Source organism: Arthrobacter sp. TE26545 (assembly GCF_056279005.1).
In genome coordinates this window covers 3,454,371-3,477,579 of sequence record NZ_JBWBQM010000001.1, presented here as the reverse complement: position 1 = coordinate 3,477,579, position 23,209 = coordinate 3,454,371, and the positions used below count along the sequence as shown (strand labels likewise).

At 66.3% G+C, this 23,209-nt stretch carries 19 protein-coding genes, 2 pseudogenes and 2 riboswitches; of the genes and pseudogenes, 11 read left to right on the top strand and 10 right to left on the bottom strand.

Annotated features, from left to right (window positions below; all coding sequences use genetic code 11):
- Positions 1-5: 5 nt before the first annotated feature.
- Positions 6-1,247, bottom strand: coding sequence for a styrene monooxygenase/indole monooxygenase family protein (locus ACZ9CK_RS15790; protein WP_476050425.1), 1,242 nt, complete (start codon positions 1,245-1,247; stop codon positions 6-8).
- 161 nt (positions 1,248-1,408) lie between these two features.
- The gene (locus ACZ9CK_RS15785; RefSeq protein WP_476050424.1) at positions 1,409-2,203 is read right to left on the bottom strand and encodes an SDR family oxidoreductase; all 795 of its coding nucleotides are present in this window, start codon (positions 2,201-2,203) and stop codon (positions 1,409-1,411) included.
- Positions 2,204-2,552: 349 nt separating this feature from the next.
- On the opposite strand from ACZ9CK_RS15785, the gene ACZ9CK_RS15780 reads away from it, so the two are divergent.
- The 6 genes from ACZ9CK_RS15780 (at position 2,553) to ACZ9CK_RS15755 (ending at position 9,068) form a co-directional block, all read left to right on the top strand.
- Positions 2,553-3,491 carry an AraC family transcriptional regulator gene (locus ACZ9CK_RS15780; RefSeq protein WP_426300072.1) on the top strand — a complete coding sequence of 313 codons (939 nt, stop codon included), beginning with the start codon at positions 2,553-2,555 and terminating at the stop codon, positions 3,489-3,491.
- A 320-nt stretch (positions 3,492-3,811) separates the two neighbouring features.
- Positions 3,812-5,044 carry an amidohydrolase gene (locus ACZ9CK_RS15775; RefSeq protein ID WP_476050423.1) on the top strand — a complete coding sequence of 411 codons (1,233 nt, stop codon included), beginning with the start codon at positions 3,812-3,814 and terminating at the stop codon, positions 5,042-5,044.
- Positions 5,045-5,130: 86 nt separating this feature from the next.
- Entirely contained in the window at positions 5,131-6,066 is a 936-nt protein-coding gene (locus ACZ9CK_RS15770) for an ABC transporter substrate-binding protein (RefSeq protein WP_426300068.1), read from the top strand.
- A gap of 2 nt (positions 6,067-6,068) precedes the next feature.
- Positions 6,069-7,034, top strand: coding sequence for an amino acid ABC transporter permease (locus tag ACZ9CK_RS15765; RefSeq protein WP_426303525.1), 966 nt, complete (start codon positions 6,069-6,071; stop codon positions 7,032-7,034).
- 35 nt (positions 7,035-7,069) lie between these two features.
- On the top strand, positions 7,070-7,822 hold the full coding sequence (locus ACZ9CK_RS15760) for an amino acid ABC transporter ATP-binding protein (protein WP_426303523.1): 753 nt from the start codon (positions 7,070-7,072) through the stop codon (positions 7,820-7,822).
- 52 nt (positions 7,823-7,874) lie between these two features.
- Entirely contained in the window at positions 7,875-9,068 is a 1,194-nt protein-coding gene (locus tag ACZ9CK_RS15755) for an amidohydrolase (protein WP_426300066.1), read from the top strand.
- A 71-nt stretch (positions 9,069-9,139) separates the two neighbouring features.
- Here the strand turns inward: ACZ9CK_RS15755 and ACZ9CK_RS15750 are convergent, their stop codons facing one another.
- Complete coding sequence (locus ACZ9CK_RS15750) at positions 9,140-12,550, bottom strand: DEAD/DEAH box helicase (RefSeq protein ID WP_476050422.1); 3,411 nt, start codon at positions 12,548-12,550, stop codon at positions 9,140-9,142.
- 144 nt (positions 12,551-12,694) lie between these two features.
- Between ACZ9CK_RS15750 and ACZ9CK_RS15745 the strand changes: the two genes are divergently transcribed.
- On the top strand, positions 12,695-13,879 hold the full coding sequence (locus ACZ9CK_RS15745; protein ID WP_426303521.1) for an ArsB/NhaD family transporter: 1,185 nt from the start codon (positions 12,695-12,697) through the stop codon (positions 13,877-13,879).
- A 124-nt stretch (positions 13,880-14,003) separates the two neighbouring features.
- A complete protein-coding gene (locus tag ACZ9CK_RS15740; protein ID WP_476050421.1) occupies positions 14,004-14,870 on the top strand; it encodes a DMP19 family protein in 867 nt (288 codons plus the stop codon).
- Positions 14,871-14,985: 115 nt separating this feature from the next.
- On the opposite strand, the gene ACZ9CK_RS15735 is transcribed toward ACZ9CK_RS15740, so the two are convergent.
- Positions 14,986-15,954: a type IV toxin-antitoxin system AbiEi family antitoxin domain-containing protein gene (locus ACZ9CK_RS15735; protein WP_476050419.1), complete on the bottom strand. Its 969-nt coding sequence runs from the start codon at positions 15,952-15,954 to the stop codon at positions 14,986-14,988.
- 225 nt (positions 15,955-16,179) lie between these two features.
- A complete protein-coding gene (locus tag ACZ9CK_RS15730) occupies positions 16,180-16,755 on the bottom strand; it encodes a COG4315 family predicted lipoprotein (protein ID WP_476050418.1) in 576 nt (191 codons plus the stop codon).
- Between the two features lie 154 nt (positions 16,756-16,909).
- Between ACZ9CK_RS15730 and ACZ9CK_RS15725 the strand changes: the two genes are divergently transcribed.
- The 3 genes from ACZ9CK_RS15725 (at position 16,910) to yczE (ending at position 18,927) form a co-directional block, all read left to right on the top strand.
- A complete protein-coding gene (locus ACZ9CK_RS15725) occupies positions 16,910-17,422 on the top strand; it encodes a sigma-70 family RNA polymerase sigma factor (protein ID WP_476050417.1) in 513 nt (170 codons plus the stop codon).
- Positions 17,419-18,087 carry an anti-sigma factor family protein gene (locus ACZ9CK_RS15720; protein ID WP_476050415.1) on the top strand — a complete coding sequence of 223 codons (669 nt, stop codon included), beginning with the start codon at positions 17,419-17,421 and terminating at the stop codon, positions 18,085-18,087. The genes ACZ9CK_RS15725 and ACZ9CK_RS15720 overlap by 4 nt, the downstream gene beginning before the upstream one ends.
- 204 nt (positions 18,088-18,291) lie before the next feature.
- Positions 18,292-18,927: a membrane protein YczE gene (yczE, locus tag ACZ9CK_RS15715; RefSeq protein ID WP_476050916.1), complete on the top strand. Its 636-nt coding sequence runs from the start codon at positions 18,292-18,294 to the stop codon at positions 18,925-18,927.
- A gap of 17 nt (positions 18,928-18,944) precedes the next feature.
- On the opposite strand, the gene ACZ9CK_RS15710 is transcribed toward yczE, so the two are convergent.
- The 5 genes and pseudogenes from ACZ9CK_RS15710 to trmB all read right to left on the bottom strand — a co-directional run bounded on the left by ACZ9CK_RS15710 (position 18,945) and on the right by trmB (position 23,056).
- On the bottom strand, positions 18,945-19,601 hold the full coding sequence (locus ACZ9CK_RS15710; protein ID WP_476050915.1) for a methylenetetrahydrofolate reductase: 657 nt from the start codon (positions 19,599-19,601) through the stop codon (positions 18,945-18,947).
- Between the two features lie 134 nt (positions 19,602-19,735).
- Positions 19,736-20,813 (bottom strand): annotated as a pseudogene (lipA, locus tag ACZ9CK_RS15705) (lipoyl synthase).
- Between the two features lie 49 nt (positions 20,814-20,862).
- Positions 20,863-20,975, bottom strand: a riboswitch (glycine riboswitch).
- 1 nt (position 20,976) lies between these two features.
- Positions 20,977-21,074, bottom strand: a riboswitch (glycine riboswitch).
- A 175-nt stretch (positions 21,075-21,249) separates the two neighbouring features.
- The gene (locus ACZ9CK_RS15700) at positions 21,250-21,741 is read right to left on the bottom strand and encodes a type II toxin-antitoxin system RatA family toxin (protein ID WP_476050413.1); all 492 of its coding nucleotides are present in this window, start codon (positions 21,739-21,741) and stop codon (positions 21,250-21,252) included.
- Positions 21,741-22,091: a hypothetical protein gene (locus ACZ9CK_RS15695; RefSeq protein WP_476050412.1), complete on the bottom strand. Its 351-nt coding sequence runs from the start codon at positions 22,089-22,091 to the stop codon at positions 21,741-21,743. Before ACZ9CK_RS15695 ends, ACZ9CK_RS15700 begins: the two co-directional genes overlap by 1 nt.
- 24 nt (positions 22,092-22,115) lie before the next feature.
- Positions 22,116-23,056 (bottom strand): annotated as a pseudogene (trmB, locus tag ACZ9CK_RS15690) (tRNA (guanosine(46)-N7)-methyltransferase TrmB).
- Positions 23,057-23,209: the final 153 nt, after the last annotated feature.

Sequence of the window (23,209 nt, the reverse complement as noted above, 5' to 3'; positions counted from 1 at the left end):
GGGCGTCAGCGCGTCGCGACGGAGTTCACGCTTTCCAGGTACGCCGCAGCCTTGTCCGGGTACATGAACCATTCCTGGAAGTCCGGCGGGTTGTTGAAGCCGTTGGCGAAGCGGCTGGCGATTTCGGGGGACTGCCCGGCAGCACCAAGGAGCTGGAGAACATGCGGCGGCGGGGGAGCAAGGAGGGCGTTCGTCCACTGCGCAACATGCTGGGCGTAGTTCCAGTACTTTTCAAAGGTTGCCTGCATGAATTCCGCGTCAAAGTCTCCTTCCTCGTGCTCCTTGATGCTCTGCAGGTACGAGGCTGCACACTTGCTGGCGTTGTTGGAACCCTGCCCCGTGATGGGATCGTTCAGGACGACGACGTCTGCCAGGCCAAGAACCTGCCTGCCGCTGGGCAGCGTCGCAATGGGGTGGCGGACCGTGGGAGCGAACCGGCCCTGCAGGAAACCATTGGGGTCGGTCAATTCAACGTCCACGGCACGCGCAGCTTCCCAAGGCAGGAATGTCTTGAGGATGTCCTTGGATGTCTCCAGGTGTTCCTCGGCGGACAGGCCCTTCCAGCAGTCCATGGGCCCCCCGGGGATCCCTTCAAAAACCATGATTTCGCAGGGACCCGTCTTGGTCAGCGCGGGGAAAGCGAAGTACTCGCCGACCCCCGGGATGAGGTTGAAGGAGACGGCTGAGAACTCGGGCCTGGGTTCCAGCCCGTTGACGTAGGTCAGGGCCAGGGCGCGCTGCGGAGCATCGTAGAAGCTGCGAGCCGCGTCGCGGGTGAAAAGCTGGGCAATTTCGCCCTTTCCCGCGGCTACGATTACCAGGTCGGAGTTCAGGGTGTACCTTTCGAGGTCCTCCACGCCGGCGTCTTCGAAAATGAGCTCGCCCCCACGAGCCACAAACTCCTCCATGAACCTGGGAAATTTAACCCGCTGGTCGATGGACTTCGCCGGGTTTTCCAGGCCGGATGCCCAGTTGATGGCCTTCTGCCCGGGGACTTCGGGATGCGGGATGGTGAAAGAGATCCCGTCGACGGTCGGTGCTTCCGGCCAGAAATCGAGCCCGAGTTCCCTTTCGTTTTCCAATGCGTCATGAAAGATGCACTGGCTGGACGAGACTTTGCCTTCGTAGATTTCCTCGCCGGTGCGGTTGGAGACCGTGGTCACGTGGTATCCCGCGTCCAGCAGGCCGATTCCCAGCTGCAGACCTGACTGGCCGGCTCCGACTATGGTGATGTGGCGCTGTGTCATGTTGTTGTCCTTGTCTTGTTACTGTCCCGGCATCCGTGGACGGGTTGGGCGGCGCTTATTTGGCTTGGCCTGGGGTTTGGTTTGGGGTGGATTCGCTCGCACCCAAGGAGGCCCATGTGTACGAGGGTCATGCGTACGACCCTGACGTCGTTCACCTGTCCTCACCTCGGTTCGGCAGCGAGCAATGGGATGGTTTCTTCGGCGCGCTCGGGACCCAAGGCGGAATAGCCTCCGTCGACGGCCCAATCGGCACCTGTAACGAAGCTTGCCCGGTCGCTGGCGAGGAATGCCACGACATCCCCGATCTCTTCGGGCCGGCCGACCCTCTTCAGAACGTGGAAGGGGGCTGCCACCGCATCCGTTTTCTCGATGTTTCCGTTCGTGAGGGAGTCCATGATGTTGCTCCAAACCCAACCCGGACTTACTGAGTTGACTCGAATGCCGTCTTCGGCGAAGTCCACGGCCATGCTTCGGGTCAGCTGCACGAGCGCCGCCTTGCTGGCCGGGTACAGCCAGCGTCCGGTCTGGGCAACAGAACTGGAGATCGAGGTGAAGTTGATGATGGCGCCATGCCGGGAGGCCTTCAAATAGGGGCGTGCGGCCGCGCTCACCATGACTGCGCTGACCAGGTTGACGTTCAAGGCTTCAAGCCAGTCGCTACGGTTGGATCCTGCGCCTTCGTCTTTGTAGGTGCAGGCAAGATTGACGACGATATCGATTCCGCCGTGCAACGCTGCGGTGTCGCCAACCAGCCGGGACACTGCCGCGTCGTCTGTGATGTCAGTGTGCGAAAAGCTGATGCCCTTGCCCAGGGCGTCGATTTGTGCGCCTCCATTGGCATCAATATCCGCTACAACAACCGTGGCGCCTGCCTCCCTGAGCGCTGTGACAACGCCCCGGCCGATCTTGGTTACTCCGCCTGTGACGATCGCTGTCCTGCCTGAGAGTGCTGACATGGCCAAACCTTTCGTGGTGAATGATCAACGCTTGTTTGTGCATGACTTCTGTCGTGCGGGAGGTGCTACTTGTCCGCGGGCCTCGGTGCGGGCTTCGGATGGGTCCGTTCCCATTCCAGCCGGCGCTCGTGTACCAGCCTGATGTTCTTCATCGCTGCCCACCTCCCTCTGACTTCGTTGTTGCACTTCTATGACCTGCGTCATACTTGTTCTAAAAGTGACTCTATTCACACCCTGAAAGCCGGTATATCCACATGGCGCAGGGCTCATCCGAAAAGCGAAACCCCTGGAAGTCAGGTGCGCGATGGTGAGGATCCTTCCTCGTGACGTCCTCAGGGGACGCCCAACGGTGACCACCTCGGATGTCGACGACGCACATCAGAAGATTGCTGAGCTGTTCTGCAGGCATGACCTCGTGCCGCAAGCGCGGGGCGCATCCGTGGACATGAAACTGCGGTCACTTCATCGTGGGGACGTCGGGATTGAGTACCTCGACTACGGTGCCGAGGTGCGCATCAATCCGGAGGGTCTGGAGGACTTCCACCTGGTCCAGATTCCGCTGTCCGGCCACGCCCTCATGCAAGTGGGCAAAGACGTCGTTGAATCGAGCCCAAAGCTTGCCACGGTTCCACCGCTCGACCGCCCGTTCTCGATGACTTGGGATGCCGGAACACCGCATTTGATTGTTTATGTGCGGCGCCTGGCACTCGCCTCAGTGGCAGGGCAGCTCTATGGGGAAAGCCCGAAGGATGGCGTCAACCTGGGCTACGCGATGGACCTTAATGGCCCCCTGGGTCGCGCGTTCATGAGGTCCGTCGTCGAACTCCACGACGACATGATCAGCGAGCCGGCAGGTGCGGCTCCCGTCTTTGTCCAAAACCTTCTCGTGGACACCATGCTGTCGCGGCTGCTGATGGCCATGGAGAACAAGCCTGCCGAAGGCGAAGTCCGGAATCCGAATGCTGAAAGCAAATTGATCCGGCGGTTCCGCGAGCTTCTGGATCGGCACGCATCAGAGGAACTCGCGGTGCCGGACATGGCGGAAAACCTTGGTGTCTCCGTCCGTACCCTCCAGATGGCACTGCGCGCCGAAGTCGGGGCAACCCCTTCGGAACTGCTTCGGCGGGTCCGGCTGGATCGCGCCCGTGCAATGCTTCTTGAAGCGGAGCCTGGCCAGGAGAGCATCGTTTCGATCGCGGAGCGCTGCGGCTTCTCGCACCAAGGACGCTTCTCGGCCATGTACCTGGAAACATTCGGCGAACTGCCCTCTGAAAGCCTGCGCAGGTGACTGCTGCCCGGATGTAGCGGGCCTGGGTCAGCTTTCGTGCGTCCGGAGTGAGCCGGCGGGCCGGTAGCTTCCCTCCAGCTGTGAAATGGCTGGCTCCTTGTGTGCCCGATGTGCGCCACAGCCGGGGCCCGGCCCTGAGTTTCGCGTAGGCAAACGAATCCTCTCGCGATCCAAAACCCATCTTTGGTATGCCAATCGGCATGCCCCCTGAGCTCCCGGGCGGTAAACCCGCGCTTAGTCTGTGGAAATTATCGGCATTTGGCCACGGGGGTATTGCCTTGGAATACCAAAGTCAATTACTCTGTGTGTATCGAGACAAGGTGACGATCGTCACAAGAACGGGAGGTGGGATGCGGGACACGCTCATTGAATGCGTGCGGCTGGCACATGAAGGGCCGCCTGTCGACCTGCTCATCCAGGACGGCCGCATCGGGCAGATCCAGCCGGCCGGCGTCATAGATGCCGGCGGGGCAGTACGCGAGGACGGCGCTGGCGCGCTCGCGCTGCCGGGAATGGTCGACGCCCATTGCCACGTCGACAAGACGCTCTGGAACCGCAGCTGGGTACCGCATTCCGCGGGGCCCGTGCTCGAGGACCGCATCGCGAACGGCGAGCGGGGCCGCGCGGAGCTCGGCCTGCCGAGCCGCGACGGCGTGCACGCGCTGCTTGGGCAGATGGCCGCCACCGGGACGACCCTCGCCCGCACGCACACCGACGTCGATCCCGAAATCGGGCTGCGCGGTCTCGAGCTCGTCGCGAGCGTCGCCGAAGAGCTGGCAGACATGATCGACGTCGAACAGGTCGCCTTCCCGCAAGGCGGGCTGCTGACGCGCCCCGGCACGGCCGAGCTGCTCGAGTCGGCCCTTCAACAGGGGCTGGTCGGATGCCTCGGCGGCATCGACCCCGCCGCGCTTGAGCGCGACTCGGTGCGACACCTCGATCTGATCTTCGGGCTCGCCGAGACTTACGGCGCCAAGCTCGACATCCACCTGCACGAGCGCGGCACCCTCGGTGCGCACACGATGGAGCTCATCATCGAGCGGGTGCTGCGGCACGGGCTCGAGGGCCGGGTGGCGATCTCGCACGGCGTGGCCATCGTCGAGGTCGACGGCGCCCAGTCCGAACGGATCTTGCAGGGCTTCGCCGAGGCGCGGATCTCCCTGCTGACGGCGACGGTCTACAACACTCCTGTGCTGCCGGTCGCCGAGATGCGAGGGCGCGGGGTCAACATCGGCGCAGGCAACGACGGCGTGCGGGACCTCTGGGGCCCGTACGGAAACGGCGACATGCTCGACCGCACCTTCCACCTCGCATACCGCAACGGCTTCAGGACTGACGAGCAGATCGCCGCGGCTTTCGACGTGGCCGTCAGTGGCGGGGCGATCGCCCTCGGGCGGGAACCCGCCCGGATCGAACCCGGTGCACCCGCGGATCTTTTCCTCATCGACGCCGCGAGCATCGGCGAGGCGGTCGCCTCCCGGCCGCCGCGGCGGCTCGTGCTGAAACGCGGCAAGGTCGTCGCGCGCCTCGGGAATCCGGTGCATGCGCGTTGACCCTGGCCTCGGCGAGCGGGACCCCGCTCGCCTTCTCCCCAACCCGTTCCGCATCCCGCGGAACCTCGCCCCGAAAGGCAAGAACAATGTCGTTCTCCCGCATCACCTTCGCACGCCGCGCTGCGGCCACCCTCGCGGCCGGCGGACTCGCTGTGCTCGCCTTCACCGGCTGCGGCGTCTCCGATTCCTCGGCCACGGCCGCCGGGGGATCGGCTAAACCCGCCGCAGTCGACGGGAAGGCGCCCCTCTTTGACCTCCTGCCGCAGGAGGTCAAAGACAAGGGGGTGCTGACCGTCGCCACCCAGCCCGACTTCGAGCCGGCCAACTTCACCCCCGCCGGCTCGACCGGCATCCAAGGCTACAACGTCGACCTCATGGAGGCGATGGCCAAGAAGCTCGGCATCCCGGTCAAGTGGGAGAAGGTGCCCTTCGACCAGATCCTGATCGGCATGCAGAGCGGCAAGTTCGACGCGGCGATCGCCGGCATGACCGACCGCAAGAAGCGGCAGGAGCAGGTCGACTTCATCGACTACCAGTGGGCCGGCACCGTCTTCATGGTGCAGAAGGGCAACCCCAAGGGCATCACGAGCGCCGTCGACGGCGGCTGCGGCGCCAAGATCGGCGACGTGAAGGGCTCCGACGCCAACCGCCTCGTCGACCAGATGGCCAAGGCGTGCGTCGCCCAGGGCAAGCCCGCCACCGAGCTCATCTCCTTCCCGAACTCGAGCGACAAGAACCTCGCGCTCACCTCGGGCCGTATCGACGCCATTTTCTGGCCTGACATGGCGGTCTCGGTCATCCAGCGCGAGACCGGCGACAAGCTCGAGTCGCTCCCCGTCGACTTCGAGGAGAAGGTCTACCTCGGCATGACCTTCAACAAGGCGCAGACCAAGCTCCGCGACGCCTTCCTCACCGCCCTCAAGGAGATCCAGAAGGACGGCAGCTACGACGAGGTCCTGAAAAAGTGGCATGTTGAGGTCATCGACCTCAAGACCCCCGGCATCAACCTGGCGCAGAAGTGATCATGTCGGAGCTGAACCCCTCGTCCTCCCCGGCTTTGACCGGGCCGGCGCATTACGTGCGCCTCCCCGGCGACGAGCCGCCTGTGCAGGAGGCGCCGGTACGCGCGAAACGGCGCCCCAAGTACGGTCAGATCGTCACCGGCTTCGTCGCGATAGCCTTGCTCGCGCTCGCCATCCAGTCCCAGGCGCAGAACCCCAACATGGAGTGGGGCGTCACCTGGGAGTACATGTTCAACCAGGTGGTCCTGCAGGGCGTCGGCGTCACGATCCAGCTGGCGATCTTCGCCATGCTGATCTCGATTGTGCTCGCCTTCGTCATCGCCCTGATGATCCAGAGCAACAACAAGGTGGCGAGCGTCATCGGCCGCGCCTATGTCTGGTTCTTCCGCGGCGTGCCGATGCTCGTGCAGGTGCTGCTCTGGTTCAACCTCGCGGTGCTCTTCCCCAGGATCCTCGGGCAGGACACGAACACCCTTATCTCGGGCTTCACAGCCGGCCTCATCGCCCTCTCGCTCGCCGAGTCGGGCTACATGGCCGAGATCATCCGCGGCGGCATCATCTCGGTGCCCGCGGGCCAGACCGACGCGGGCGTGAGCATCGGCCTCACCCGCAACCAGGCGCTGGCACGCATCGTGCTGCCGCAATCGATCCGGGTGATCATCCCGCCGACCGGCAACCAGTTCATAGGCATGCTCAAGGCGACCTCGCTCGTCTCGGTCATCGGCGGCAGCGACCTGCTGACACGGGTGCAGCTCATCTACGGGCAGAACTTCAAGATCCTGCCCCTGCTCATCGTGGCGGTGCTCTGGTACCTGATCCTGGTGACCATCGCCGGTATCGGCCAGCACTTCCTCGAACGTCGCTTCAACGCCTCGCAGCCCGGGTCACGCAAGCCCCGCAGGCGCACACCGGGCGACCCGGCGACAAAGACCACGACCATTCGGACCACTACCGGAGGTGCGCTGTGACGCAAGTACTCCCTGCAAGGCCCGCGAGCGACACGATGCTGCGCATCGACGGCGTACACAAGTGGCTCGGGAACAACCATGTGCTTCGGGGCGTCGACATCGAGGTGCGGACGGGCGAGATCGTCTGCATCCTCGGGCCGTCGGGCTCGGGCAAGAGCACGCTGCTGCGATGCATCAACCACCTCGACCCCGTCGACGGCGGCATCATCGAGGTGAACGGCGAGCGCGTCGGCTACGAGCTGCACGGCGGCCAGCTCTTCGAGCAGAGCGAACGCCGCGTGGCCAAGGCCCGCCAGCACATCGGCATGGTGTTCCAGCACTTCAACCTGTTCGGCCACATCACGGCCCTCGACAATGTCACCTACGGACCCACTAGGGTCCTGGGCCGCCCGCGCAAGGAGGCCGTGGCGCATGCGCGGCAGCTGCTGGCCAAGGTCGGCCTGGCCGACAAGGACGCCTCATACCCGAGCCAGCTATCGGGCGGCCAGCAGCAGCGCGTGGCGATCGCCAGGGCGCTCGCCATGGAACCGCGGCTCATGATGTTCGACGAGCCGACGAGTGCGCTCGACCCCGAGCTGGTCGGCGAGGTGCTGCAGACCATGCGTCAGGTGGCCGAGGAGGGCATGACGATGATCGTCGTCACGCACGAGATCGGCTTCGCCCGCGAGGTCGCTGACCGGGTGGTCTTCATGGACCAGGGCCGTGTGCTCGAGGATGGCCCGGCGCGGGAGGTGCTCGACAACCCGCGGCACGAGCGCACAGCCTCCTTCCTCCGCCGCGTGCACTGAGTCCCGCGTGTATTGAGTCCCAGCGCATTGAGTCCAAGAAAGAAGGAACAGAATGACTGACAAGCTCACCGTAAGGAACGTGCGCCCGTGGGGCGCCGAGGCCGCGGATGTCACTATCAGCGGTGGCGTCATCACGCAGGTGGCACCCGCCTCGGGTGTGTTCGAACCCGGAGACATCGACGGCGGCGGCCTGCTGGCCGTTCCCGGGTTCATCAACACACACGCCCACGTCGACAAGAGCTGGTGGGGCAAGCCGTGGGTGTCGTACACCTACTCCGACCAGCCGACCGTCGAGGGCTGGATCGCGAACGAGCGCGCCCAGCGCGGGAACTATGACATCCCGAACGCGAACTCGGCCGCCGCAGTGCTGCGCGAGTTCCTCCGCCACGGCACCACCGCGACCCGCACGCACATCGACGTCGACCTCGGCATCGGGCTGAAGGGCCTCGAGACGGTGCAGGCCGCCGTCGCCGAGCTCGACGGTGCGATCCAGGTCGAGACGGTGGCGTTCCCGCAGGACGGCGTGCTGCGCCGGCCGGGCGTGATGAGGCTGCTCGACGAGGCCGCCCAGGCCGGGGCCGACAGCATCGGAGGGCTCGACCCGGGCACGATCGACGGCGACGTCGAGGGCCAGCTCGACGGCCTGTTCCAGATCGCCGTCGAGCGGGGCGTCGGACTCGACCTGCACCTGCACGACTTCGGCTCGCTCGGCGCGTACGAGTACCGCCAGGTGATCCGCCGCACCATCGACGCCGGCCTGCAGGGCAGGGTGAACATCTCGCACGGTTTCGCCATGGGCACGCTGCAGCAGGGTGTGCAGGAGGAGATCATCGAGGGCCTCGCAGAGGCGGGCATCTCGTGGACCACCGTCGCGATGAGCGGCACCGCGCCGCTGCCCTGGCAGCGGATGCGGGAGCGTGGCGTTCCGCTGGGCCTTGGCACTGACGGCATCCGCGACCTGTGGTCGCCGTTCGGAGACGGGGACCTGCTGCGCGTGGCATTCGCCTTCGCGCGCCTGCACGGGTTCCGCCACGACGACAAGCTCACCACCGCGGTCGAGTACGCGACGAAGCACGGGGCACCGTTTGTCGGACGGGAGCAGCACGACATCGTCGCCGGTGCGCGCGCCGACATTGTCCTCCTCGACGCCGAGAACGTGCCGGACGTGCTCGTGCGCTGCCCGCAGCGGCGCCTCGTGGTCTCCGGAGGCCGCGTCGTCGCCCGGGACGGCGAAGTGCTGGTCTGACGGTCGGCGGAATGTCGGAGGGCGCCCATCATCCTGATGATGGGCGCCCTCTGCGTCCTGCTCCCAAACAGCTACTCGCTGAACAACCCCGCCAGGTCCTCGGCCGAGAGCGAGCCGCCGGCCAGGGCGTCGCCTTCCATCACGTCGGCGAACAGCTGCGACTTCTTCGCCTTCAGCGCCATGACCTTTTCTTCGATGGTGTCCTTGGCCACGAGGCGGTACACCATGACGTTCCGCTTCTGGCCGATCCGGTGCGTGCGGTCCACGGCCTGTGCCTCGGACGCCGGGTTCCACCACGGGTCCAGCAGGAACACGTAGTCCGCCTCCGTGAGGTTCAGTCCGAAGCCGCCGGCCTTCAGGGAAATCAGGAACACCGGTGCGGTGCCGTTCTTGAACTCGCTCACGACGTCGGCCCGGTTGCGGGTGCTGCCGTCCAGATAGCAGTACTCCACGTCCTCGGCATCGAGCCGTTCGCGGACCTTGCCCAGGAAGCCGGTGAACTGGCTGAAGATGAGGGCCCGGTGTCCTTCGGCGATGATGTCCTCAAGCTGCTCGAACAGCACGTCCAACTTGGAGGAACGCACGGCGGACAGGGACTCGTCAACCAGCGAAACGTCCAGGCTCAGCTGCCGCAGCAGGGTGAGCGACTGGAAGATGGTGAAGCGGTTCTTGTTGACGTCGTCGATCAGGCCCAGGATCTTCTGCCGTTCCCGCTGCAGGTGGGTCTGGTACACCTTGTGGTGCCGGGGATTGAGCACCACCTCAAGGACCTGTTCCTGCTTCGGCGGCAGGTCCTTGATGACCTGTTCCTTGGTGCGGCGCATCATGAGCGGGCGGACCCGGCGGCGGAGCTTGTCCAGCTGCGCCGAGTCGCCGTTCTTCTCCACCGGCTTCTGGTAGTTCTCCGCGAAGCGCTTGGGTGAGGAGAAGAGCCCCGGTGCCACGATCGAGGTCAGCGCCCAGAACTCCATGAGGTTGTTCTCCAGCGGCGTACCCGTGATGGCCAGCTTGAACGCCGCCGGCAACTTCCGCGCGCACTGGTACGCCTTGGACTGGTGGTTCTTCACGAACTGCGCCTCGTCCAGCATCAGCCCGGCCCACTCGCGGGAGGCGTACGCCTCCTGGTCGATCCGGAACAGCGCATAGGAGGTGATGACGACGTCGGCCTCCGCCATCGCGTCCGACGGCGCCGCCCCGCTTTTCGCGAAGGTTTCAGTGATGGTCCGCACGCTCAGCCCGGGGGCGAAACGCTGTGCCTCCGCGGCCCAGTTGCCCACCACCGAAGTGGGGGCGACGACGAGGAAGGGGGCGGCGCCGGCCGACCCGGCACTCTCCTTGGCGGCACTTTCCTTGGCAGCACAGATCAGCGCGATCGCCTGCACCGTCTTGCCCAGGCCCATGTCGTCCGCGAGCACGCCGCCCAGGCTGTGCTTGTACAGGAAGCTCAGCCAGTTGAAGCCCTCCAACTGGTACGGACGCAGCTCAGCGTCAAGGCTGGCCGGCAGCGGCAGTCCGGTCACACCGTCGTCGAGCAGTCCGCCCACGGACTCGCGCCACGCGGCCGCCTGCTCATCCACGATCCCCAACTGCGCGAACTCGTCCCACAGCCCCGCCTGGAAGCGGCTGATCTGGAGGGTGCCGTCCTTGTGCGGGTGTTCCTGCAGGGCGCGGGCTTCGTCGATCAGGGCGCGCAGCTGGTGCAGCTCGGGCAGGTCCAGGGAGAAGTAGGCGCCGCTGGGCAGCAGCATGCGGCTTTGCCCGGCGGCCAGGGCGGAGAACACGGCGGCGAAGGACACCGGCTCGCCCTCGAGGGTGATGACGATGCCCAAGTCGAACCAGTCGCGGCTGTCCGTGGCCTTGGTGGAGATGGACACCACGGGCGCCTCGGAGGCCTCGCGGTAGTCGGCGATCTCGCCGCTGGTGTCCACCACGACGTCGGGCAGCTCGCGCAGCCGGGGGAGCACCTCTTCGGTGAAGGCCAAGGTGTCCAGGCCATCCAGTTCCACGGCCGCGGCCAGGCGCGGCGCACCCCAGCCGCCGCTGGAGGACTCGCCAAGCGGAGCAACCACGTCCCACGGCCGGCCGAGGCTTTCCAGGATGCGGGCTTCGGTGGCGTCGTCCCGGTAGCCGTGGTCGTCCGGGTGTCGCCAGAGCGGCTGCGCCGTGACGAGTTTCCCGGCCGTGTAGTGCCATTCCCAGTGCAGCCGTACCCGGTGGTCCGCGCCGTAGTTGGCCAGCAGGGACAAGGTGGGGACCGCGAGCACGGGCAGCTCCACCGACTCGTCCTTCGCTGTCAGCCGCGCACTCTGCCGCAGCTTCGGGTAGAACGCCGTGAGGAAGCGTTCCTCGTCCTGAGCCGGGATCTGCAGCCGGGTGGCCTCGGATACGAAGTCCAGCAACTCCTGCGATTCGCCACCGGCAAGGGGTGCCAGGGTGATGAGGTTCTGGGGCTCGGGCACCCCGGGGAGTACCTCCGCTGCGCCGCCGGTGAAGAACAGCCCGTGTGCCGGGCGCCCGATCAGCCCCAGCGACGCCGGATCAATGGCGTCCCCGCCGACGGTGACGGACGGCGCAAGCTCCAGTCCGCCGTCGTGCGCTTTGTCCGTAACGCCGGCCTGGCGGCTGAGGTCGAGCCCGACGACGGCGGGCTCCGCGGCAATGCGGACCGGCTCGGTGCCGCCGGAGTGCAGCAATTCGAGGCCGATGTCCTTCGCCTCGGCGAAGAGGTCCCAGAGCTTCTTGCCGGAATAGTCGTTGAGCAGCAGCCACATGTTGGAGCCGAAGTTCCGGTGCTCGCTGCTGGAATGGCCGGCCAGGAGTTCCTGCAGCCAGTGGAGGTGGGCCTCGTTGAACTCGCGCTTGTAGCCCAGGTAGTTCAGGTTGGACCAGGAGGCGTCGCCCTTGATCCACTTGCCCTTGGCGCCCATCATCACGGGCCGGGCCTTGAGCTGGCGGATGCTGCGGATGGGGTCCCGCCGGCCGGTGTAGGCGAAGTGCGGGGCGGGTTCCTCCACCTCGAACTGCAGGGCCAACGGCAGTCCGCGGCCTGCTTGGGCGGCGTTTCCGCCGCCCGAAATGAGCCGGTCCAGGGCGCGTTCCCAGGCCGGGCGCTGCAGCGGGACCGTGCTCCGGGAGGTCTGGCCGGGGGCGGGCACGCTCAGCAGCTGCGCCCGCACGGTGGGGTGGTCCTCCGCCGCGAACAGCAGGGCGGCCACGTGCTTGCAGTCCTTGCGGACCGGGCAGCTGCAGACGCCCACGGTGCAGCTCCAGCCGGACGGCTTGCGGACCAGCTTGGCCGAGGTCGAATAGGGTGCGGCGCCGCTGCCCCGGACCTTGCCGAGCATGAGGCCCGTGCCGGCGTCGAAGGTGATGTTGCTGACCCGGCTGCCCATTGCGTACGCCAGGCCGGCCGCCAAGGAGCGGTCGTTGATGGCGGGAGTTTGAATCGCCAGATCCCAGGAATCGTCTGAGTGGGAAGGCATTCGGGAGGGCTACTTTCGGCTCGGGGCTATCTATGAATCCTACTGGCCCGGCCCGGCCCGGGCCGCCGCCGAACTTCGCCGCCATGTTTGGGCACGGCCGCAGCGGGGCACGTCCACCGCCACGGGCACTACGATGAGGCAGTGATGGCTGGGACATGGTTGACGAAAGTGCGCAGTTACGTCCTTCCGTCGGGGATTCTGCTGGCGGGCGTCGTTTGCCTGGCTACCGGCTTCCTGTCGGGACTGGGGTTCCAGGCCCTGGCGGTTCGGACCGTTCCGATCCTGCTGTTCGTGGTGGCCATGACCGTGGTGACCGAACTGGTCTCCGAAGCGGGCCTCTTCCAGGTGGTAACGGACCGGATCGCTGTCTTGGGCCGTGGGCGGGTGTGGCTGCTGTGGCTCTTGATCGTCGCCCTCGCTGCAATGTCGACGATTTTCCTGTCGTTGGACACCACGGCGGTGCTGGTGACTCCGCTCGTTGTGCTGCTGGCCGTGCACGCCGGAATCCCGCCATTGCCTTTCGCGCTGACCACTGTGTGGCTGGCGAACACCGCGTCCCTGATATTGCCTGTCTCCAACCTGACCAACCTTCTGGCCCAGAACCGGCTGGCGATGTCGCCCCTCGAGTATGCAAGGCTGGTCTGGGCTCCATCGCTCGTTGGCGTGGTTGTGCCGCTGCTGATCATCGGTGTTGCGTTCCGCAGGCAATTGCGGGGACGCTACGGCCCGCAACCCCGGCACCAAGTGGTGGACCGCCCCTTGCTGGTGGTATCCGCCGTGATCCTGCTGTTCCTGCTGCCTGCCCTTGTCTCGGGGATCCCGGTGCAGTTCCCGGCGCTCGTGGCGGCCTTTCTCCTGCTTGTCGCCTTCGCCTGGAAACGACCGTCCGCGCTGAAATGGTCAATGATCCCGTGGCGGCCACTCATGCTGACGGTCGGCCTCTTCATGGTGGTGGAGGCCCTGCACGCGAACGGGCTGGCTGCGCTGTTGGCCCGTGTCGCGGGCGGAGGTGAAAGCCTGCCCGCGCTGCTGCAGCTCGCGGGGACCGGTGCGCTGGCTGCCAACGCCGCAAATAACCTGCCGGCCTATCTTGCGCTGGAACCCGTGGCCGGTTCGCCCGTGCGCTTGGCCGCGCTCCTTGCCGGGGTGAACCTGGGGCCACTCATTTCTCCGTGGGCTTCCCTCGCCACACTCCTCTGGCACGAACGCCTCCAGGCGCTCAACGTCAGCATTCGCTGGAGCGGCTTCGCCGTGGCCGGCCTCGTCACCGCAGTGCTGGTTCTTCCGGCGGCCGTCCTTCTCTTGTGGGTTTCTTCTGGAATGACCTGACCGCCGGGGAACGGTGCATCAATATTCGCCGGACGTTCATCTTGTCCTCGGCTTGTGCCGCGCGGCCCGCGCGTAGCGTGAAAAGCGTCCGGAGCACCACCCGCCTCAAGCAGTGAGGAATCCCATGACCAGCAACGAATCCACCCCTGGGTACCCGACAGTCCTGACCAAGGACAGCATCGACGCGAACGCCGCGGACGTCGTGGACGCCAATGTCACCGTGGTCAACGAGATGTACGAAGCACTGCTCAACCATGACGAGATCGCCCCCAACGCGCTGCGCAGCTACTACGTGGACTACTACCTGACCCAGGCCCTGTCCGGCGGCTTCGCCCAGTACGTGTTCACGGTTCCGGAGCGCGAGGACGTCGACGTCCTGGTCCGCGAAGGCCTCGAGGGCATGGGCGCCACGGCCCACCTGGACCTCTTCAACCGCACGGCCGAGGCCTTCGACGCCCTGTCCGAAGAGGAAGCCGAAGCGTACATGGACGGCGAACTGGACGAATCCGAGGTTCCTTCCGAGGCTGTCACGGCACTGGAGGAGCTGGACGGCGAGTTCGAAGCCCTGCTGGAAACCGAGGACATCATCGAGCTCAACGCGGCCTGGCTCCGCGGGCAGGACGGCGTGCTGTACCTCGACCGTGAGCAGCTCGAGGCCCACATCGCCGCCCGCGTCGCCCTGGTACCGGACCTGGAGGAGCGCCGGGCCGAGGCTGCCGAAGCCGAGCTCCTCGACGCGCCGGAGTTCGAGCTCATCATCCGCGAACTCTGCGATGTGGCCGGCTACGCCCTGGAAAAGATCACCCTGGGCGATCCGAACTACATCCACGACGGCGGGAAGACCCTCGCCTGGCACTTCAGCACCGACCACGGCGACTACCTCATGATCGAGGAAGACGACGAAGCCTTCATGATCCACCCGGAGACAAAGGAAATCATCGCGGCCGTGGAGTTCGAGGACGACGACGAGCTCGAGGGCGCTGAGGCGTAACCGCCCGGTTTTGCAACGGCTCGGGCCCCGGGTCGCGGGAGACCTGCGGGGTCGCTGGAAGGTTCCGGCGACCCTGCAGCTTTCCGGCGACCCCGCAGCGCGACGGCTCTCTGCCTTAGCAAGCACGGGGCTCCGGCCTGCGGCGCAGCGCCGCCAGGATTCTGTCTTTGAATTCTCCTTCGTTGAAGAGGTCCTGCCACTTGAGCCGCAGAAACATCCAACCCTCTTCCGTGAGGGCGTTTTCCCGCTGGCGTTCCTGGTAGAGGACTTCGTCCGTTGGCGCATAGTCGAAGTACTTCGTTTTTCCGTCGAATTCGAGTGCGATCTTCCTCGCTTTCCACGCGAAATCCATCCGGTGACGCCCTGCCCTGCTAGTGACCTCGAACTGGATTTCCGGCATAGGGATCTTCAGCCGCTGCAGGAGTTCGCGGGTCAGGGTTTCGCCCGCCGATTCGGAGCGTGGGTCTGCGTTTTCGAGGACCCGGCGGAGATTCTTCACGCCGCGCCTGCCTGGAATTCCATCTGCCATGGCCCGCATGAGAGCCGGGTTTGCGCCCTGTCCGAGAGCGTTGTCCATGATGATCAGGCTTCGCCGGTAATCCAGCATCAAGGCGCAATCGACCACCGTCCGTTCCAAGGAGGTGACTCTGAGCCGTCGGATGGCCACGACATCGGCCTCCGTGAATGCCCGGGTATGCCCGCGGACATCCTTTCCCAGACGGCCGCTCGACGGTCGAGTGCGCAGAAGGACGTGGATTGCGTTATCGGCATTCCAGACGAACAAGCCGTGCAGGCGCGCGGCGGAAATGTGGCTGTAAACGAAGGCGCCGTCCGACGTCGTCCGCGTTCCGTGGGCGTGCGCCAGTATCAGCTGCTTGCTCCGCACGGACGGCTTCTGTCTTTCCCACAGGGTGGCGCGGATGTAGCAGCCATACCGCAGACGGACCAGTTCGTGGTGGCGGACCAGCACCGCGATGGCCCGGGAATTCAAGCCCGCGGAGTGCAGTTGTTCGGTGCGCCACAGGGATCCGGTTGCGGGGAGTTCAGGAAGGGCCGGGGGTGCCGGAAGCTGCGGTTTTGTCATCTACCAAGCCTTGGCGCGTCCTCCGCCCAGTGACAGGGACCATCGATGCTATGTGGAAAACCCCGGGGTCGCGGAAAGGCTGCGGAGTCGCTGGATCGTTCCGGCGACCCGGCAACCCTCCCGCGAATCGGTGCGCTCCGACGCCCGCCAGAAGCATGAGCTGCCAGGTGCCGGCGTTCTTCAGATCAGGTGCGGAGGCCATGCCCCGATCGTAACGAAGCCCGGTCAGTACCCCATCCCCGAATCCTGCTTGATCATGTCGCCGGACGGGCTCACCAGATACCAGACGTTGCCGTAGCCCTGGCCTTTCACTTCGCCGGCGGCAGTGTCCTGCGCAAAGAAGTAGACCGGCATTCCGTTGATGGTCACCTGCTTCTTGCCGTCCGCCGTCGGGATGGTGCCGATGGTTCCGCTCACGCCCTCAACCGCGGGCTTGTCGGAGGTGGTGGTCACGGCAGGCCAGAGCGCCACGCAGGCCCCTTCGCAGGCGCTCTTGCCGGAGTCCTTCACGTCCTTGGTGAAGAAGTAGACGCTCATGCCGTTGGCGCCCACCACGATGTTGCCCGCGCTGGAGCTGGCGGTTTTCAGCTCCGGCCCGGCGGCGGGCGCGCTCGAGGCGGGCGCGCTCGAGGCCGGTGCGCTGGAGGCCGGTGCGCTCGAGGCCGGAGCAGCGTTCGTGGGCGAGGTGCTGGTGGGCGAGCTGCCGGGGCTGCCGCCGCAGCCGCTCAGGGTAACCGCGAGGACCAGTGCAGCCACGGGGGCCAGTGCGCCGAGTCCGCTGATCGGGTGCAGGCGTTTCATGGGTTCGCTCCTTCGTCGGGCCGGCCTGGACCGGCCGGACGCTCACCCGGTACGACGCCCGCAGGTGTTGAATGGTTCACGGGGAACTGAACCTTTTCGGGCGGGCAGGCGTCGTAACAGCGAAGGCAGCCGGGAAAAGAACCAGGAGGCAGCGATGCCGTTGGACGGCAACATGAGCGACGAGGACGTGGTGGCCGCGATCTACCGCGACCACGGCACCGCGCTGCGCCGCTTCGTGCTCAGCTGCACCAGCAACGAAAACCTGGCGGACGACGTCGTGCAGGAAACGGTGCTGCGGGTCTGGCAGCACGCGCCGCAGATCACCGGAAGCCTGCGCAGCTACCTGTTCCGCACCGCCCGGAACGTCATCATCGATAACTACCGCAAGGCCCGCCGCCGCCCGGCGGAAACCGGCCCGGACGCCCTGGAACTCGCCGAGAGCAGCGAACGGGTGGACGAACTGCTCAACCGTGTCCTCATGGAAGAGGCCCTGCTGCGGCTCAGCCGGGAACACCGGGAGGTCCTGGTGGCTCTGCACTACCAGCGCTTCACGGTCAACGAGGCCGCCCTGCGGCTCAACATTCCCGCCGGCACCGTGAAATCCCGGGCCTTCTACGCCGTGCGCGCCCTGCGCACAATCCTGGACGAAATGGGCGTGCAACGATGAACGAGCATGCGCTCCTGGGCGCCTACCTGCTGGGCGGGCTGGAACCGGCCGAGGCGCTCGCCTTCGAGGAACACCTCGCCGGCTGTGCCGCCTGCCGCAGCGAACTCGCCGAGCTGGAGAGCCTGCCGGCGCTGCTCGACGCCGTTCCGGTGCCTGACGCCGTCGCGCTCGCCGCTTCCGCCGGCCGGCGGCCTGCAGACAGCGCCGAACCGCAAGCCGGTGCGCCCGTGCTGCTGGAACTTGCCGCCCGACGTCGGAAGTCCCGGCGGTGGCGCGCCGCACTGGTGGCGGGGGTCGCCGCAGCCTGCCTCGCCGCCGGGGTCCTGGCCGGACCGGTGGTGGGCGGGCTGCTCAACCCGCCGCCCAAACCGGATGCCAGCTACTCCCTGCAGGCCGAAAACGGAATGCAGCTGACCGTGGGCCTGGTGAAGAAGACGTGGGGCACCGAGCTCGAACTCGAAGGCCGCAGCATGCCGCTCGAGGGCACCCTGTACCTGTGGGTCAAGGACCGCGACGGCGGCGAGGAACTCGCCTGCGGCTGGACCGCGACCCCGAGCGGGCGCATCAAGGTCACGGGCGCGACGCCGGTGCAGCTCGCCGGGATTTCCGGTGTGGAGCTGCGCGACGAAGCAAGGAAGACGGTGGCTGCGGTTTCGGTGCCGTGATGCTTCGCCTCGCGGAACGTGCCGATGATGACGGAGGACCCGGCAGCGGGTTGCCGGCCGGGCCCAAACTGCGCTCTCATTTCCGGCGCTGCACCGGCCAGACACTTCAGAATTACTGCAAGCTGTTCTCCGGCGCCCGGCGCCGGTAGCCAGTACTTGGAACTGGCTACATATTTCGGGTCCACTTTCGACGAAGCTGGCGTAATGATGCTTCGCAGGATTGTTCAATTGTTCGCGGGCCTGGCGCTGTATGGGTTCTCCATCTCGGTGCTGATCAAGGCCGGGCTCGGTATTTCACCTTGGGACATCTTCCACCAGGGTCTCGGGAGGCTGACGGGGATCAGCATTGGCGCTGTCATCGTCGGGGTCAGTTTCCTGGTGTTGCTTCTGTGGATTCCGCTGAAAATCCGTCCTGGCTGGGGGACCTTGGCGAACGCCGTGCTCATCGGTACATTCGTGGACCTGTCGATGCCGCTGTTGCCTGAGGCGGAAGGGATTCTCTGGCAGATCGTCTTCCTGGCCGGCGGGCTGTTCCTGCTCGCCGTGGCCAGTGCTTGTTATCTCGGTGCCGCGTTTGGCCCGGGGGCACGCGACGGCCTGATGACAGGCCTTGCCCGGAGAACCGGCTGGTCGATCAGGCTGTGCCGCACCTTGATCGAAGTCACGGTCGCTGGCGCAGGCTGGCTGCTCGGGGGAACCCTCGGGATTGGAACCATTGCCGAGGCGTTCCTGATCGGTCCACTGGTCCAGTGGCTCATGCCATTCTTCGCTCTGCCGCACCGCGCCACGAAGCCGCTGAGCGCCGAAGCTCTCTACGACCAGAATGCGGGCGGAAGCTAGCGATCCTGCGCTTGGCGTTACGCCGCGCCGGCCATCCACCCCGGCAACTGCACGTTGTTGAAGCTGTAGAGGTGGATGCCGGCGATGGTCCCGGCCGGGCCGGCCAGATCCGCCACGAGGTTTTCGGGGGAGTAGCGGTCCCCTAGGAACAGCTTGCGGGCCAGCGTCTTCTGCTTGCCGAGGAACTTCATGGACGAGCCCACGCCGATCTGGGTTGCCAGGGAGAGCAGCTTGGCCCGCGGCACGGCCCCGGCCACCCCGGCCCACACCGGCAGGTGGACGCCTTCGCGGCGCAGCAGTGCGGCGTAGTTCTGGATCTCCGGCGCGGAAAAGCACATCTGCGTGACAATCCGGGTAGCGAGGTGCTGCTTCGCCAGCAGGTCATCCAGCAGTTCCAGGCTCCCGACGGCGGGATGCCCCTCGGGGTAGCCAGCGACGCCGGCCGCGATCCTGCCGCCGGAACGTTCTGCGATGTCCTCAAGCAGCGGGCGGGAGGACGCATACGGTCCCGCCGGCTGCTGGGCGTCGCCGCCGATCGTGAAGACTTCCGTGATCCCCGCCGCTTCGCAGTCGCGGACGATCCCGGCCAGCTGCTCGCGGCTTTCCAGCGCCCGCGCCGCGAGATGGGGAACGACGTCGTAGCCCAGCTCCCGGAGTTCGAGCGCCGACCGCATGGTGCGGGCGATGCCGTGGTGCGGCAGGCAGGTGATGGTCAGGGTCGTGGACGTCGGTACGGCGGCCACGAGCTTCTCGGCGATGCCCGCAGACGGGATGATTTCGATTCTGGTGGGAAACATCTGTATCCGCCTCACGCGCCGGTTGCTTTGCTCGGACCCGCTTTTGTTGCACCCGCGGTGAGGAGGGTTCGGGCTTCCTGGCGGGTGGTGCCGGAGTCCTGGATGCCTTCGGCGATGTGGGCGGCGTGGTCGAAGTGCGCGGGGATGTCGCGGCCTTTCTTGCGCATCGCGGTGGCCCAGAGCCGGCCGGCCCGGTAGGAGGAGCGGACCAGGGGTCCGGACATGACGCCGAGGAAGCCGATCTCTTCGGCTTCGTCGGCCAGGTCCACGAATTCCTGGGGCTTGACCCAGCGGTCCACGGGCAGGTGCCGTTCGGAGGGGGCGCAGGTATTGGGTGATGGTGACCAGGTCGCAGCCGGCCTCGTGCAGGTCCTTCAGGGCCTCGGAGATCTCGGCCCGGGTTTCGCCCATGCCCAGGATGAGGTTGGACTTGGTGACCATGCCGTGGTTGCGGCCCTGGGTGATGACGTCCAGGGAGCGTTCGTAGCGGAACGCGGGGCGGATGCGCTTGAAGATCCGGGGCACGGTTTCGACGTTGTGCGCGAACACCTCAGGGGCCGAGTCGCAGATCGCGGCGATGTGCTCGGGGTTGCCGGAGAAGTCCGGGATGAGGAGCTCGACGCCGGTGCCGGGGTTCAGTTCGTGGATCTTGCGCACGGTTTCGGCGTAGAGCCAGACGCCCTCGTCCGCCAGGTCGTCGCGGGCCACGCCGGTCACGGTGGCGTAGCGCAGGTTCATGGACTGGACGGAGCGGGCGACCTTGGTGGGTTCGAGCCGGTCCAGGGGGGAGGGCTTGCCGGTGTCGATCTGGCAGAAATCGCAGCGGCGGGTGCATTCGGAGCCGCCGATCAGGAAGGTCGCTTCCCGGTCTTCCCAGCACTCGAAGATGTTCGGGCAGCCGGCTTCCTCGCAGACGGTGTGCAGGCCTTCCTGCTTCACGAGGTTCTTCAGGCCCACGAACTCGGGCCCCATCTGGACCTTGGCCTTGATCCACTCGGGCTTGCGTTCGACCGGTACCGCTTTGTTGCGCTGCTCAACACGCAGCAACTTACGGCCTTCAGGTGCAGGGTTGTTCAGGTGCACGCTCATGGGGAGCTCCAGGATCCAGGTGGCGCGGGGCGCCACGACGAGGTGGGTTCCTCCCCGCTCTGTATTGGACCTGAGAGATTCCGCGCTCCCGCAGCTGCAGGAGGCGCTTGCCCCGTCGGTGAGCCCGGACTGTGGGTCCAGCCGGGCTGCTTTCCAGAGGTGCCTTGCCGCGGCGGTACATGGGCCTGAGAGATTCCCGGGGAGGGTTTGCTCCTACGGCGCCTGGTGGATGTACCGGCAGGACTCTCCCGCCGCAGATCATAAGCGCGTGCCGCCACGGGGCGGCACGTTCACAGGGTACCGGCCGGGGGCAGCCCGGGCAAAGCACGGTGGCCGATCAAAGGCTTGAATGCGAACTGTCTCAGCTGATTCGCCGGAGCCCTGCGGGGTCGCCGGAACGTTCCAGCGACTCGGCACTGTTCCGGCGAACTCGGTGTTAGTAACCCTGCTTGCCCGCGTTCTCCCGGAACTCGGCGAGCAGTTCGGGGTCCTCGCAGGCCTTTGCGAACGCCTCGATCCGCCGTTCGATTTCCCGCCCCAGCAGCCAGCCGCCGATCCGCTCGGCAAGCGGCTTCAGGAAAGCCGGGCGGCAGGAAAAGGTGTACTTCCAGACGGCGCGGGTGCCGCCGTCGTCGGGGGTGAAGCGCCAGCCGCCGCCGAAGTTCTCGAAGAACCACGGCCCGGAAACCATGGTCATGCCCACGTTCTTCGGCGGGGCGTAGGAGACGTATTCGCTCACCATGCGCAGGCCCATGCGGGACACCGTGCGGGTGCGGACGCCCTTGCCGGCCGCGGTGGCGCCATCCACGAAGGACTGACCGGAAATGAAGGGGTCCCATTTCAGGCGGAATGCCCCGGTGGTCTGGGACATGGCGAAGGCGGTTTCGGGGTCGAGCCGGATGAAGCGCTCCGCGCGCACCTGGGGCATCAGCCTGCACCATGCTGGATGAGGTGTAGGAGGCCCCATGAGGCAACGGCCAGGCCCGCAATGGCCACTCCGGTGATTCCCGTGATGCGCCCGGCGCTCATGCGCCCGGCCCGCAGGATGGCCAGCACCCCGTAGCCGATTGCGAGCAGTTCCAGCAGCCGGGCCACCGTTACGAATACCTCATATGGAATCCGGTGCCCGAATGGGCCCCAGGCGATAAATGCAAGGGCAGTCACAAGAACCACCACCGGCCCCAGCAACGCGCAGATGATGCTTGTCATGCCTGCAGCCAGACCACGGGTGTCCGACGGCGGCCGCTGCGGAATGTAGGTAGGTACCGGCTGGCTCATTTGTTCCCCCAATGTTTGTGCCGCTCAGACCTTGCGGTAGCAGAGGTCGAAGATCATCCGGCCGGCTTCGTGGGCCTTGTTCTCGAAGCTGGTGCGGATGCGGCCGTCGAAGCGCGGGGCCCAGCCGCCCACATGGTCCACGCCTTCGTTCGGGCCGGTGTGTTCGGTGCTGACCGGCGCGCGGCCCTCCTTGACGGGCGCGCCGCCCACCACGGATTCGACGCCGGATTCCCACACCTTGGTGAGCGGGCTCTCGGGACCGGAGCGTTCGCCGTCGTGCAGGTTCTCGAAGTCCGCCGAAGCGGCGACGACGTTCCGGACATGGACCGCGTAGTTGGACCAGTCGGTGGCGACCCGCCACAGCCCGCCCTTCTCGAGGACGCGGGCCACGAGGGCGGCGAACTCCGCCTGGATCAGGCGGCGCTTGTGGTGCCGGGACTTGTGCCAGGGGTCCGCGGGAAGAAAACCCAGACTTCGCTGACGGAGCCGGCCGGGAGCATGGTGGCCAGGACCTCGGGGGCGTTGGCTTCCACGACGCGCACGTTGTCCAAGCCCCGGCTGGCGATCTTGATCAGGGTGTTCGCCAGGCCCGGGGTGTAGACCTCGACGGCCAGGAAGTCCTTGTCCGGGTTCTCTTCGGCGGCGTGGCAGACGGCCTCGCCCAGGCCTGAGCCGATTTCCACCACCAAGGGAGCCTTGCGCCCGAACTCGGACTCGGCGTCGAACACGTAATCCGGGTGGACGGAGGTGTTGGCCACGTGCCGCGGCACGTCCAGCACCCAGCGGTCCGCGTGCTCGTCCCAGGCCTGCTGCCTGCGGCCCTGCAGGCGCGTTCCGCGGCGCACGAAGCTGACCGGACGGCCGCCGTAGGTGCCGAAGGAGGCCTGGCTGCCGGGGGTGACGGGACGCGGCATGGGGGACTGCGCTGCGGGCAGCGGGGACTGCGGAATATCGGGGGTGCTCATCCCTTTCAGGATAGCGGGGCGGCAGGAGGGCGGGGCTTGGCCTGCTGCCAGCAACCAGCGCAAATGCAGCGACGCCAACCTTTAGCAGTCACAAGTATCAGAACGGTGTAGGTCTGTGGCCGTGCGGCTCAACTACTCTTCGGGCCTAGGAAC

What these genes read in the sequence shown, in the direction of transcription:
- ACZ9CK_RS15790 (WP_476050425.1), bottom strand. Translation starts at nt 1,247, where the DNA reads ATGACACAGCGCCACATCACCATAGTCGGAGCCGGCCAGTCAGGTCTG.
- ACZ9CK_RS15785 (WP_476050424.1), bottom strand. Translation starts at nt 2,203, where the DNA reads ATGTCAGCACTCTCAGGCAGGACAGCGATCGTCACAGGCGGAGTAACC.
- ACZ9CK_RS15770 (WP_426300068.1), top strand. Translation starts at nt 5,131, where the DNA reads ATGTCGTTCTCCCGCATCACCTTCGCACGCCGCGCTGCGGCCACCCTC.
- ACZ9CK_RS15765 (WP_426303525.1), top strand. Translation starts at nt 6,069, where the DNA reads ATGTCGGAGCTGAACCCCTCGTCCTCCCCGGCTTTGACCGGGCCGGCG.
- ACZ9CK_RS15760 (WP_426303523.1), top strand. Translation starts at nt 7,070, where the DNA reads ATGCTGCGCATCGACGGCGTACACAAGTGGCTCGGGAACAACCATGTG.
- ACZ9CK_RS15755 (WP_426300066.1), top strand. Translation starts at nt 7,875, where the DNA reads ATGACTGACAAGCTCACCGTAAGGAACGTGCGCCCGTGGGGCGCCGAG.
- ACZ9CK_RS15750 (WP_476050422.1), bottom strand. Translation starts at nt 12,550, where the DNA reads ATGCCTTCCCACTCAGACGATTCCTGGGATCTGGCGATTCAAACTCCC.
- ACZ9CK_RS15745 (WP_426303521.1), top strand. Translation starts at nt 12,695, where the DNA reads ATGGCTGGGACATGGTTGACGAAAGTGCGCAGTTACGTCCTTCCGTCG.
- ACZ9CK_RS15740 (WP_476050421.1), top strand. Translation starts at nt 14,004, where the DNA reads ATGACCAGCAACGAATCCACCCCTGGGTACCCGACAGTCCTGACCAAG.
- ACZ9CK_RS15735 (WP_476050419.1), bottom strand. Translation starts at nt 15,954, where the DNA reads ATGACAAAACCGCAGCTTCCGGCACCCCCGGCCCTTCCTGAACTCCCC.
- ACZ9CK_RS15730 (WP_476050418.1), bottom strand. Translation starts at nt 16,755, where the DNA reads ATGAAACGCCTGCACCCGATCAGCGGACTCGGCGCACTGGCCCCCGTG.
- ACZ9CK_RS15725 (WP_476050417.1), top strand. Translation starts at nt 16,910, where the DNA reads ATGCCGTTGGACGGCAACATGAGCGACGAGGACGTGGTGGCCGCGATC.
- ACZ9CK_RS15720 (WP_476050415.1), top strand. Translation starts at nt 17,419, where the DNA reads ATGAACGAGCATGCGCTCCTGGGCGCCTACCTGCTGGGCGGGCTGGAA.
- yczE (WP_476050916.1), top strand. Translation starts at nt 18,292, where the DNA reads ATGATGCTTCGCAGGATTGTTCAATTGTTCGCGGGCCTGGCGCTGTAT.
- ACZ9CK_RS15710 (WP_476050915.1), bottom strand. Translation starts at nt 19,601, where the DNA reads ATGCGGTCGGCGCTCGAACTCCGGGAGCTGGGCTACGACGTCGTTCCC.
- ACZ9CK_RS15700 (WP_476050413.1), bottom strand. Translation starts at nt 21,741, where the DNA reads ATGCCCCAGGTGCGCGCGGAGCGCTTCATCCGGCTCGACCCCGAAACC.
- ACZ9CK_RS15695 (WP_476050412.1), bottom strand. Translation starts at nt 22,091, where the DNA reads ATGAGCCAGCCGGTACCTACCTACATTCCGCAGCGGCCGCCGTCGGAC.